Consider the following 11,615-nt stretch of genomic DNA (forward strand, 5'->3'; position numbering starts at 1 on the left):
GCCGTCACAGCGCCCGCACGACCCCTTCGGCCCCGTCCTCCGCTGCCACGACCACCGCGAAGTCCCCGTCGGCCACCGACTGTCCCTCGGCCAGCCACACGATGTTCCGCGCCCCCGGCTGCGGCACGAAGGACGAACCCCCGGCCGGGGGAGACCCCGCACCGACGACCAGCACGGTCACCTCGTCGAGCCCGCTCGACTGCCGGTACCAGGACGTCGGCACGTCGACCTGCACGACGTGCCCGGCGCCCTCGAGCGCCGCGACGACCGCCGTCACGTCCTCGACCCGCGAGCCGTCGTGCTTGACGGCGACCCGGAACCCGACGGCCCCTTCCTCGCGGACGACGATCGGTCGCGACGACCGCACCATCACGGCGTGCCCCTTCGGCAGTCCCGGCTCGACGCCGAGGTACCGCAGGCCGGCGGCGTCGTACTGGTCGATCGCGTCGGCTGCGGGGTAGCGCCCGCGCCAGCGCTCGTCGAAGATCCGGCGGTTGTCGACCCGGGCGTCGTCCCGACCGGGCGTCCGGCTCTCGTGGTGCACGACGACGGAGGTCGGGACGACGACGAAGGTCGACCCGGCCGGTGACGACGACAGCGCGCGGAGGCACAGGTCGACGTCCTCGAGCCCGTTGGCGTAGACGGGGTCGAACCCGTGCCAGCGGATCAGGTCGGCGGCCCGGAAGGCGGCGGCGGCAGCGGTGATCGCCGAAAAGCGAGCAGAGCCCGCACTCCCGGCACCCCCGGCATCCCCAGCACCGCCGGCACCCCCAGCGAAGAAGCGCGTCGCATCGTGCCGCGGGTGGTCTCCGAGGAAGTGCCACGGCAGCACCTTGTCGCCGCCGAACACGGTGCCGGCGGCCTGCACGACGCCGTCGGGGTAGAGCAGCAGCGGCTGGGCGCCGAGGACCGCGCGGTCGTCCAGCGCGGCGACGAGGGGCCGGAGCCATCCCGTGGTCACCTCGGTGTCGTTGTTGAGCATCACGACGGTGCCACCGGAGGACCGGGCGAGCCCGAGGTCGCTGCCGAGCGCGAAGTTCCGGTTCCGGTCCTCGCGCTGCAGGACCACCCGCGGCTCGTCGCGGAACCAGGCGCCGAGGATGGCGGACACCGAGCGCGGCGACCCGTTGTCGACGAGCACGACCTCGACACGATCGCCGTCGTGGTCGGCGGCGCCGAGCACCGCGTCCACGGCACGGCGCGTCATCGTCCAGTCGCGGTAGACCGGCATGACGACGGACACCAGTGCCGCGTCGCGGGTCGGCGCTGCCGCGGCCAGGGCGTCCCAGTCGATCCGGTGGCGGGCGAGCGCGACCTCCTGCCACGAGGCCGGCTGCGCGGACGAGACACGGCGCGGGTCGCGGACGTTGTCGTAGTCCACGCCGAGCACGGGCACGTAGGCGGGGACGCCGAACCGCTCGCCGATCCGGAGGAGCCACTCCCAGTCGATCCAGCGCCGGAGGGTCTCGTCGAACGGTCCGACGGCCGCGGCGACGTCGCGGCGGACGACGAGCACGTTGAGGTCGATGAAGTTGCCGGCGAGCAGGTCCTCCAGGGAACCGTCCTCGCCGCGGTACGTCTCCACGGGCGCGGTCGAGTCGTCGGCGTTGTTCGCGCCGACCATCCGGACGGCGGTGTGCACGCCCGGCCCGTCGGTCTCCAGCAGGGCAGCGAGCGCGGCGGACAGGTGCTCGGGCCGCCACGTGTTGTCGGCGTCGAGGAAGGCCACGAAGTCGCCCCGGACGGCCGCCAGCCCGGTGTTCCGCGCGGCCCCGGCGCCGCCGTTCTCCCGCTCGATCAGGCGGATCCGCGGCTCGTCCGCGGTGATGCCGCGCACGACCTCGGCGGTCTCGTCACCGGATCCGTCGTCGACGACGACGAGCTCCCAGTTGGTGTGCTCCTGCGCGCGGACCGAGTCGATCGCCGCGCCGACCGCGTCGGCGCGCCGGTAGACCGGCATCACCACGGACACGAGCGGCTGCTCGGCGTCGCGACGGGCGACGCCGCGCGGGTAGCGCGCGAGCGCGTCGGCCGCGTCGGGGCCGTCCCACGTGGAGCGGTACCGACGTCGGGTCCGGTGCTGCGCGTCGGCGAAGGCGCGGGCTGCCAGCACGGCCGCCTCGCGCGCGGCGCCCCAGGTGGGTGCCGGGCCGCGACGGCCTGGAGGCACGGGGAGCGCGGTCGCGTCCGTCGCGTTCTGCAGGAAGTGGCGGAGTGCACCCAGCGTGGACGTCGGGCGGTCGGCCGCCGGTACCGAGGCGGCGTACACGCCGGCGTCGAACAGCGGTCCGGTCTGGAAGAGCTCGGGGCCCTCCTGGTGCAGGGCGTCGTACCAGGACATCGCGGGCGCGGGCTGGTGCTCGCGCATCCACTCGTGCTCGACGAGCGGGCTGAGCGACAGGCCGCGCTGCCCGTCGTTGTGCACGTAGAACGAGATCGCCTCGTCGTCCGTCGCGAAGGTCCGGCCGGTCTGCGCCTCGAGGTACCCGCGGTCGAGCACCCCGAACTCGGCGATCCGCCGGGCCCAGCGGTCGAGCCGGTCGGTGACGGTCAGCGGCTTCTCGGGCCCCCGCAACTGCCGAGCGAGCCGGCGTGCGACCCGTCCGATGCCCCCGCGGTCGGCCATCAGCGGCGACCCGGCAGACGCGAGGCGACCTTGGCGATCGCCTGACCGGTGCGGAACGACCGGCTGGCGCGGAGGTCGTCGAGCTCGCGGCGCAGGCGCGTGACCTCGTCGGAGGCGTTGTCCCGCGCGACCTCGGCGGCGGTGAGGTCGAGGGGGAGGAGCGCCGCCCACCGCGCTCCGAGGGTCTCGGCGGTGCGCTCGAGGGGTTCGGCGAGGGCGCGGTCGAGACCGGCACGTGCCTCGGCGACGGCGTCCGGCGCGACGACCACGGCGAAGCGGTCGACGAGCGGCGCGACCGTGTCGGCGCCGGACCGGTGCGCCCGCGACGACCACGGGAGCGCCGGGGGAGCGGAGCGCACGACGACCAGGTGGAGCGCACGGCGGTTCGCCAGGACGACCTCGGCCGGGGTCGGGTCCACGAGCACGGCGACGGTGACGAGGTCGTCCGGGTTGGGGTCGTCGGTGGTGATGGTCCACGCGGCCGGGGCCGGCGTGCCGGAGGGGAGCCGCGCCTCCAGGGCGAACCCGTCCGCGAAAGCCGCGTCGATCTGGCGGACGAGCGCGTCTGCGTGCTCGACGTGTCGCAGGTCCACGGCGAGCCGGGGGGTGTCGCCGGTGGGGACGAGTGCGTCGGCGAACCGCTCCGTCGCGGTCGTGCCGTGCCGCTGGTAGGCGGCCACGGCGTCGGGCAGGAACGGGTAGCGGCGTTCGAGCTCGCGCTGGTGTGCCGCCCGCAGGGCGTTGCGGTTGCCGGAGAAGCTCTTGCCGCCGGCGTGCAGGACGAGGGCGTGGTTCGCGATCTTCGCGAGCCAGCCGTGCGCGGCGATGCGCAGGCAATAGTCGTTCTCCTCGCCGTAGCCGGGCGCGAACGCCTCGTCGAAGAGCCCGTGCTCGGTGATGAGCTCGCGGCGGGTGAGGAAGCAGAAGCCCATCGCGACGGGCAGGACCTGCGAGACGGGCAGCAGCGGCGCGACCGCGCCCCAGACCGCGCGGGTCCGGGCCTCGGTCCGGGCGGCGCCCCGGTTCGTCAGGCGGTACGGGATGCTCGCGATCGTCGCGTTGTCGCTCCGCGCGGTCACGACGCCGGTGCGGTCCTCGTCGAGGACCGCGAGCATCGCGTCGAGGAAGCCCGCGGTCGGCACCGCGTCGCTGTTGAGCAGCAGGACGGCCTCGCCGTCCGCGCCCGGGTCGAGCTCGGTCACGGCACGGTTGCACGTGCCGACGAAGCCGAGGTTGTGGTCGTTGCGCTCGTACCGGAAGCCGGGGCGGTCGCCGATCCGCTCGAGCAGGGCGCGCTCGATCGGGTCGGCGTCGGGGCCGCAGTCGTTGACGAACAGCGCACGGTGCCGATCGGTGTCGAGGTGCTCGAGGAGCCCGTCGACGCAGCGGAGCAGCGACTCGAGGTCGCCGTACACCGGCACGACGACGAGGGTGGGACGGGTCATCGGGAGGACTCCTGGTCCGGGTCGTTCACTGACTGGTCGGCTTCGCGCGCGGCGGTTCCCGCGCTCGGTGCGGTGGTTCCCGCTTCCAGCGCGGTGGCCACCGCGTCGACCGCGGCTTCGAGCGGCCCGCCGAGCGCGCCGTCCGCGAGCGGGACGAAGCCCGTCGGACCGTTCGTGGCGGCCTGCCGGACGGCGTCGGCGACCGCGAGCCCGAGGGACCGGGCGTCCGCCGGCACGGCGGTCAGGTTGGGGTGCAGGTGCCCGCGGGTGTCGCGGAACTCGTTCGTCACCACGCGGGCGCCGGAGATCGCACCGTCGAACGGCGGGTGGCTGGGGTGCGGGCTGTGCTGCAGCGAGAGCACCACGTTGGTCGACGCGATGAACCGGAAGTAGTCGTCCCACGGCATCGTGCCGTGGCTCACGAGCTTCACGTCGCCCCGGCCGCCGTCGAGCTCGACGTCGCCGTGCTGCTCGCCCGCGGAGTGGAACTCGACCCGGATGCCGTCCGCCGCGAGCTCCTGCACCGCCACGCGGAGGGCTGCGACGCCGAGCCGGAACAGGTTCCGGTGCTTGCTCGGCCGGCCGTAGAAGAGGACGCGGACCGCGTCGTCGCGCGTCCGGGCTCCGGCGACGCGTTCGAGCAGCTCGACGTCGAGGTGCGGCGCGAACGTGCGCTCCGGCGGGACGTCCAGCCCCTCGACGTCGGCGAGGTACTTGCGGAGCGGCTCCGAGTTCACGAGCATCCGGAAGCCGGCGCGGTAGGTCGAGGCGGCGACGGCGTACTCGGTCGACCAGGGGCTGAAGCCGGGTTCGTAGTCCTGCACGAGGTACACGACGCGGTCGCGGGGGACCACCCCGGCGGTGACGGCGACGTCGATCGGGTGCGCGGTCTTCCAGTGCGTGGCGATCCAGACGTCGTCGTGGCCGAACTCGGTGCCGAGCACGTCCTCGCGCCGCACGACCCGCACGCCGGGGCGCCCGTCGACCCGGGATTCCGGGAAGCGGTCCGCGATCAGCGCCTCGGCGGCCGCGGCGGAGTTGCCCGGGGTCGTCCACCGCACCATCACGACGCGCACCCGGCGGCCGAGCCGTGCACCGAGCGCGAGCGCCACCGCGAGGGCGGTCTGCACGCCGGCGAACGCGGCACCCTCGCGGAGCTCGTCGACGACGAGGACCACCTCGGGCGTCCGGTCCACGGTGCGGATGCCGGCGATCGCCAGGCTCGTCTCCACCAGGCCCTCGAACGGCCGTGCCGTCAGGGGTGCCCGGTCACGCTCGCGGCGGGCCACCCCGACGTCCACGCGGGACACCGTCCGGCCGAGTCGTTCGCGGACGTCGTTCCGGTAGTGGCCGTCGCGCGCGTACCGTTCGTTTACGCGCACCAGGTCGCCGACGAGGCGCCGTGCCTTCTCGAAGTTCATCGACACTCACGTTACTGGGCGCGGGAGGTCTTCCGTCCGACCCGCTCGGTAGGCTTGTGCCCCTGATGATGCAGCGAATCGACCTCCGCGGCGGCCTGCCCGCCCGTGCCGAACTCCTCCGACTCATGCCCCGGGCCGTCGGCGACGTCTCGCACGCCGTCGACGCCGCACGCGAGCTGGTGGAGGCCGTCCGGCACGACGGCGCGGACGCGCTCCGCGAGCAGGCCGAGCGGTTCGACGGGGGAGCACCGGCGAACGTCCGCGTCCCCGCCGCCGAGATCGCCGCGGCCGTCGCCGGGCTGACCCCGGCGCTCCGCGACGCGCTCGACGAAGCGATCCGCCGCGTCCGGGCAGCGAGTGCCGCCCAGGTCCCGTCGCCGTCGGTGACGACCCTGGCCGACGGCGCCGAGGTGCACCAGCGCTGGCAGCCGATGCGCCGCGTCGGGCTCTACGTCCCCGGTGGCAAGGCCGTCTACCCGTCCAGCGTCGTCATGAACGTCGTCCCCGCGCAGGTCGCCGGCGTCGGGTCGATCGCCCTCGTGTCCCCGCCGCAGCGCGACCACGGCGGCGCGGTGCACCCGACGATCCTCGCGGCCGCTGGGCTCCTCGGCATCGACGAGGTCTACGCGACGGGCGGCGCCGGCGCGATCGGTGCGCTGGCGTACGGCGTGGCGTCGATCGGCCTCGAGCCCGTCGATCTCGTCACCGGGCCGGGCAACAACTACGTCGCGGCGGCGAAGCGGATCGTGCGCGGCACCGTCGGCATCGACTCCGAGGCCGGCGCGACCGAGATCCTCGTGATCGCCGACGACACCGCCGACCCCGGGTACGTCGCCGCCGACCTCATCAGCCAGGCGGAGCACGACGAGCAGGCCGGCAGTGTGCTGGTGACGACGTCGGCCGCGTTCGCCGACGCGGTGGAAGCCGTCATCCCGTCGCGGGTGGCGTCCCTGGGGACGGCTGCGCGCCTCCAGACCGCACTCGACGGACCGCAGTCGGCCGTCGTGCTGGTGGACTCGCTCGCCGACGCCGCGACCGTGAGCAACGCCTACGGGCCGGAGCACCTCGAGATCCAGACCGCCGACGACGACGCGGTGCTCGCGCAGATCGACGCCGCCGGTGCGGTGTTCGTCGGGCCGAGCACGCCCGTCAGCCTCGGCGACTACCTGGCCGGCTCGAACCACGTCCTGCCGACCGGGGGCCAGGCGCGCTTCGGCTCCGGGCTGTCCGCGTCGACGTTCCTCCGCCCGCAGCAGGTCATCCGCTACACGGCGGACGCCCTCGCCGAGGTCGGGTCGCACATCGTCGCCCTCGCCACCGAGGAACAGCTCCCCGCGCACGGCGCCGCCGTGACGGAGCGCACGAACCGATAGCCTGGGGACGCCATGTTCTGCCCCTTCTGCCGCCACCCGGACTCCCGCGTCGTCGACTCCCGGACGAGCGACGACGGAACCTCCATCCGACGCCGCCGCCAGTGCCCCAACTGCGGGCGCCGCTTCTCGACCACCGAGACCGCATCGCTCAACGTGGTGAAGCGCAACGGCGTCACCGAACCGTTCAGCCGCGACAAGATCGTGTCCGGCGTGCGCAAGGCGTGCCAGGGCCGACCGGTCACCGACGGCGACCTCGCGGTGCTCGCGCAGCGGGTGGAGGAGACCGTCCGCGCCTCGGGCTCGAGCCAGATCGACGCGAACGACATCGGCCTCGCGATCCTCGCGCCGCTCCGCGAGCTCGACGAGGTCGCCTACCTGCGGTTCGCCAGCGTCTACCAGGCGTTCGACTCGCTTGACGACTTCGAGGACGCCATCACCCAGCTCCGGATCGACCACCACGGCCGCCGGACCGTCGCCGACTCCGGCGCGGCGGATGCCCCGGCGTCCGCCGGTGCTGGCGCATGAGCGGCATCGTGGAACGACTCGTCCGCGGCGCCTACGCCGTCGTCTTCCGGTCCGTGTTCGCCAACATGGACCCCGAGCGCGCCCACCACGTCGCGTTCGCCGTCATCAAGGTGCTGCCGCACGTGCCGTTCGTCGGCCGGGTGGTCGAGCGGTACTCCCGTCCGTCGGCACTCGACGGCGTCACCACGATGGGCATCCACTTCCCGTCGCGCTTCGGCCTCGCCGCCGGGTTCGACAAGGACGCCCGTGGCATCGCCGGACTCGGGGTCCTCGGTTTCGGGCACGTCGAGGTCGGCACCATCACCGCGAAGGCGCAGCCCGGCAACGAACGGCCACGGCTCTTCCGGCTCATCGCCGACCGCGCGCTCGTCAACCGGATGGGCTTCAACAACCACGGCGCCGCCGCTGCCGCGCGCCGGCTCGAACGCGCGCGCCGGAACCCCGGTCGCCCGGTCATCGGCGTCAACATCGGCAAGAGCCGGGTCGTCGACGTCGCCGACGCGATCGACGACTACCTCGAGTCCACCCGACGGCTCGCTCCCTTCGCCGACTACCTGGCGGTCAACGTCAGCTCGCCGAACACGCCGGGGCTGCGCGGTCTGCAGGAGCTCGACCAGCTCCGCCCGCTGCTCAGCGCCGTGCACGACGCCGCCGGCCGGGTCCCCGTGCTCGTGAAGATCGCGCCCGACCTCGACGACGAGCAGATCGACGCCATCGCCGGGCTCGCGGTGGAGCTCGGGCTGTCCGGGGTGATCGCGAACAACACCACGATCTCGCGGGCGGGGCTCACCACGCCGTCGTCCGAGGTCGAGGCGATGGGCACCGGAGGACTCTCCGGCGCGCCGGTCGCCGCGCGATCGCTCGAGGTCCTCCGCCGTGTCCGGGCCGCCGTGCCGTCGGACTTCTGCGTCATCGCCGTCGGGGGAGTCACGAGCGAGCAGGACGTGCAGGACCGGATCGACGCGGGGGCCACGCTCGTGCAGGGCTACACGGCGTTCCTCTACGAGGGGCCGACGTGGGCGACGCGGATCAACCGGCTGCGGCGTCGGCGGTTGCGGCGCGCTGCGCGCTGACGCTGCGGTCCTGGCGTCCCCGTCCTGCGGGAGGGCGGGACTCGCCGCTCAGGTTCGTCGAGGGGGCAGGGCCGGCCGTGTCGGGCCCGCTCGCGGGGTCGCCCCCGGCGCGTCGTGATCAGGTGACGGCCGGGAGGCGCGGGTCGGCCCCGCACCGCGCCTCCAGGCCGTCGGTGGTGCGTCGAGGTCGCAGGACGCGCCGCGTGCGGTGCGTCGAGATCGCACGATGTGTCGTCGTCGGTGGCGTCGGGCGGCACATTGTGCGATCTCGAGGGCGTGCCGGCGTGCCCGGCGGGGCTTGCGTCGAGGTCGCACGACGCGCCGCGTGCGGTGCGTCGAGATCGCATGATGTGTCGTCGTCGGTGGCGTCGGGCGGCACTTTGTGCGATCTCGAGGTCGTGCCGGCGTGCCGGCGTGCCGGGCGCGGGGTGCGTCGAGGTCGCACGACGCGCCGTGTGTGGGGCGTCGAGATCGCACGATGTGTCGTCGTCGGCGATGTCGGGCGGCACATTGTGCGATCTCGAGGGCGCCCAGGCGCCCAGGCGCCCGCGCCCGCGCCGGACGCGACGAAGCGCCGCCCGGCAGGCCGGGCGGCGCTTCGTGGAGGGGTCAGCGGGTGGGGTACTGCCCGCGCTTGACCTGCGGCTTCGGCAGGCGCAGGAAGCGCAGCTGCCAGGCGCGGGTGAGGATGTAGAGGAACGTCCCGCGCTGCATGGAGCCGAACTTGGCGGTCAGCTTCTTGCGGAACGACAGCCACAGCACGATGCAGTCGAGCACGAAGAGGGCGACGAACGCCCACACGAGCAGCAGCGCGTACGAGGCGATGACGGTCTGCGAAGCGGCGAACCCGACGATCAGGAACAGCACCAGCACCGGCATCATGATCTCGCCGACGTTCCAACGGGCGTCGATCCAGTCGCGCACGAACTTGCGCTGCTCGCCCTTGTCCTTCGCGGGGAGGTAGCGCTCCTCGCCGTTGGCCATGCCGACGCGGGCCTTCTCGCGCTCGTTGGTGAGGCGGGCGCGCGCGGCCTTCTTGTCCTCTGACGAGCCGCCGACGATGGGACGGCGGTTGGCTGCCTCTCGCTCCCGACGGGTCGGCGTCGGACGGCCCTTGCCCTGCTCGAGGAGTTCTTCCTCGGAGGGGTTCACGGTCGTGTTGGTCTTGGGGGCTGCCTTCGCCACGGTGCGTTCCTAACGGCGGTGTGCGTGCTGGATCGTCCTCTAGATTACCGGGCATGACCGACACCGAACAGCACAGCCCCGCGACCGACCCCGCGCTCCTCGACGCCCTGCGCGAACACGTGCAGGGCGCGCTGCCCACCACGATCGCCGATCTGTCCGCGCTGGTGCGGCTGCCGTCGGTGTCCTGGTCGGCCTTCGACCCGGCGAACGTGCGGGCGAGCGCCGAAGCCGTGGCGGACCTCGCGCGCTCGACGGGCGTGTTCGGGGCGGGCGACGTCCGCATCGTCCGGTCGGCGGTCTCCGGCGACACCGCGCAGGTCGAGTCGTCCGGCGGGGAGCTCGGGCAGCCCGCGGTGCTCGCCGTGCGCCCGGCGCGCAACGGCAAGCCGACGGTGATGCTCTACGCCCACCACGACGTGCAGCCGCAGGGTGACGACGCGCTGTGGGAGACGCCCCCGTTCGAGCCGACGCTCCGCGGCGACCGGCTGTACGGCCGCGGTGCCTCGGACGACAAGGCCGGCGTGATGACCCACATCGCGTCGCTGCGGGCGCTCCACGCGCAGTTCGGCGACGACCTCGACCTCGGGGTCGTGCTGTTCGTCGAGGGCGAGGAGGAGTTCGGCTCCCGGTCGTTCCGGACCTTCCTGCGCGAGCAGAAGGAGCACCTGGCCGCGGACGTCATCGTGGTGGCCGACAGCGACAACTGGTCCACCGAGGTGCCGTCGATCACGGTGTCCCTGCGTGGCAACGTCACGTTCAAGCTCACCCTGACGACGCTCGAGCACGCGAGCCACAGCGGCATGTTCGGGGGAGCGGCCCCGGACGCGATGATCCCGATGGCGCGCCTGCTCGCCTCCCTGCACGACGACGCGGGTTCGGTCGCGGTCGAGGGCCTGACCTCGTACGAGGCCGACGTCCCGGACCGTTCCGACGCGGAGCTCGCGAAGGACGCCGCGCTGCTGCCCGGGGTGACGCCGGTCGGCCGTGGCCAGGTGCTGTCCCGGATGTGGTTCCAGCCGTCGATCACCGTGACCGGCATGGACGTCCCGAGCGTCGCGAACGCCTCGAACACCCTCCTGCCGACCGTGTCCGCCCGCGTCTCGATCCGGGTCGCGCCCGGCCAGGCCGCGACCGAGGCCTACGCGGCCGTCGAGCGGCACCTGCGCGCCCACGTGCCGTTCGGCGCGCGGCTGGAGATCTCCGAGCCGGACGCCGGTGACGGCTTCCTCGTCGACACCGCCGGCTGGGCGGTCCAGGAGGCGCGGATCGCCATGGCAGAGGGCTGGGGCAACGAGGCGGTCGAGCAGGGCATCGGCGGCTCGATCCCGTTCGTGTCCGACCTGGCAGCCGAGTTCCCGGACGCCCAGATCCTGGTCACCGGCGTCGAGGACCCGGACACCCGGGCGCACAGCCCGAACGAGTCCCAGCACCTCGGTGTCCTGCACCGGGCCATCGCCTCCGAGACGATCCTGCTGGCGCGTCTCGCGACTCGCGGGTGACGGTGCTTACAATCGACGCAGGCGCGGTGAACCACACCGCCCGGAGGGAGACGCGCGGATGAGCGACACCATCACCGACAACGCACCGACGACCGAGGCGCCGTCGCACGGCGTCCTGCTCAGCGACGCGGCCGCGGCGAAGGTGGCGAGCCTCCTCGAGCAGGAGGGTCGCGACGACCTCCGCCTGCGTCTCGCCGTGCAGCCCGGCGGCTGCTCGGGCCTGATCTACCAGCTCTACTTCGACGAGCGCCTGCTCGACGGTGACGCCGCCGTCGAGTTCGGCGACGGCGTCGAGGTCGTCGTGGACAAGATGAGCGTCCCGTACCTCGACGGTGCCTCGATCGACTTCGAGGACACCATCCAGAAGCAGGGCTTCACCATCGACAACCCCAACGCGCAGGGCAGCTGCGCGTGCGGTGACAGCTTCCACTGAGCGACGCCGATCCGGCACACGAGCGGGGAGCGACC

9 protein-coding genes are annotated in these 11,615 nt (G+C 73.5%); 5 read left to right on the forward strand and 4 right to left on the reverse strand.

All coding sequences use genetic code 11. From position 1 onward, the window contains the following. Positions 1 to 4: 4 nt before the first annotated feature. From BIU96_RS11940 to BIU96_RS11950, 3 genes are read right to left on the reverse strand one after another with little or no spacing between them, the layout of a single operon-like run. Positions 5 to 2,626 (reverse strand): glycosyltransferase, encoded by a 2,622-nt coding sequence (locus BIU96_RS11940; protein WP_071292839.1) that lies wholly within the window; start codon positions 2,624 to 2,626, stop codon positions 5 to 7. After that, positions 2,626 to 4,071 carry a glycosyltransferase family 2 protein gene (locus BIU96_RS11945; RefSeq protein WP_071292840.1) on the reverse strand — a complete coding sequence of 482 codons (1,446 nt, stop codon included), beginning with the start codon at positions 4,069 to 4,071 and terminating at the stop codon, positions 2,626 to 2,628. The genes BIU96_RS11940 and BIU96_RS11945 overlap by 1 nt, the downstream gene beginning before the upstream one ends. Then, positions 4,068 to 5,492 (reverse strand): hypothetical protein, encoded by a 1,425-nt coding sequence (locus BIU96_RS11950; RefSeq protein WP_139199977.1) that lies wholly within the window; start codon positions 5,490 to 5,492, stop codon positions 4,068 to 4,070. The genes BIU96_RS11945 and BIU96_RS11950 overlap by 4 nt, the downstream gene beginning before the upstream one ends. Positions 5,493 to 5,557: 65 nt before the next feature. Here BIU96_RS11950 and hisD point away from each other — a divergent pair, with 65 nt between their 5' ends. The 3 genes from hisD to BIU96_RS11965 are packed head-to-tail and all read left to right on the forward strand — an operon-like array spanning position 5,558 to position 8,463. Beyond that, on the forward strand, positions 5,558 to 6,865 hold the full coding sequence (gene hisD, locus BIU96_RS11955; protein WP_071292842.1) for a histidinol dehydrogenase: 1,308 nt from the start codon (positions 5,558 to 5,560) through the stop codon (positions 6,863 to 6,865). A gap of 12 nt (positions 6,866 to 6,877) precedes the next feature. After that, positions 6,878 to 7,390: a transcriptional regulator NrdR gene (nrdR, locus tag BIU96_RS11960; RefSeq protein WP_071292843.1), complete on the forward strand. Its 513-nt coding sequence runs from the start codon at positions 6,878 to 6,880 to the stop codon at positions 7,388 to 7,390. Then, positions 7,387 to 8,463 carry a quinone-dependent dihydroorotate dehydrogenase gene (locus BIU96_RS11965; RefSeq protein WP_071292844.1) on the forward strand — a complete coding sequence of 359 codons (1,077 nt, stop codon included), beginning with the start codon at positions 7,387 to 7,389 and terminating at the stop codon, positions 8,461 to 8,463. The genes nrdR and BIU96_RS11965 overlap by 4 nt, the downstream gene beginning before the upstream one ends. A gap of 609 nt (positions 8,464 to 9,072) precedes the next feature. On the opposite strand, the gene BIU96_RS11970 is transcribed toward BIU96_RS11965, so the two are convergent. Further along, a complete protein-coding gene (locus BIU96_RS11970; RefSeq protein ID WP_071292845.1) occupies positions 9,073 to 9,648 on the reverse strand; it encodes a DUF3043 domain-containing protein in 576 nt (191 codons plus the stop codon). A gap of 53 nt (positions 9,649 to 9,701) precedes the next feature. Here BIU96_RS11970 and BIU96_RS11975 point away from each other — a divergent pair, with 53 nt between their 5' ends. Together BIU96_RS11975 and BIU96_RS11980 are read left to right on the forward strand one after the other, a co-directional pair. Next, positions 9,702 to 11,147, forward strand: coding sequence for a dipeptidase (locus tag BIU96_RS11975; protein ID WP_071292846.1), 1,446 nt, complete (start codon positions 9,702 to 9,704; stop codon positions 11,145 to 11,147). Positions 11,148 to 11,205: 58 nt separating this feature from the next. Then, the gene (locus BIU96_RS11980) at positions 11,206 to 11,580 is read left to right on the forward strand and encodes an iron-sulfur cluster assembly accessory protein (RefSeq protein ID WP_139199979.1); all 375 of its coding nucleotides are present in this window, start codon (positions 11,206 to 11,208) and stop codon (positions 11,578 to 11,580) included. The last annotated feature ends 35 nt before the right edge of the window (positions 11,581 to 11,615 follow it).

The organism is Curtobacterium sp. MCBA15_008 (assembly GCF_001865065.1).
Lineage (GTDB): Bacteria > Actinomycetota > Actinomycetes > Actinomycetales > Microbacteriaceae > Curtobacterium.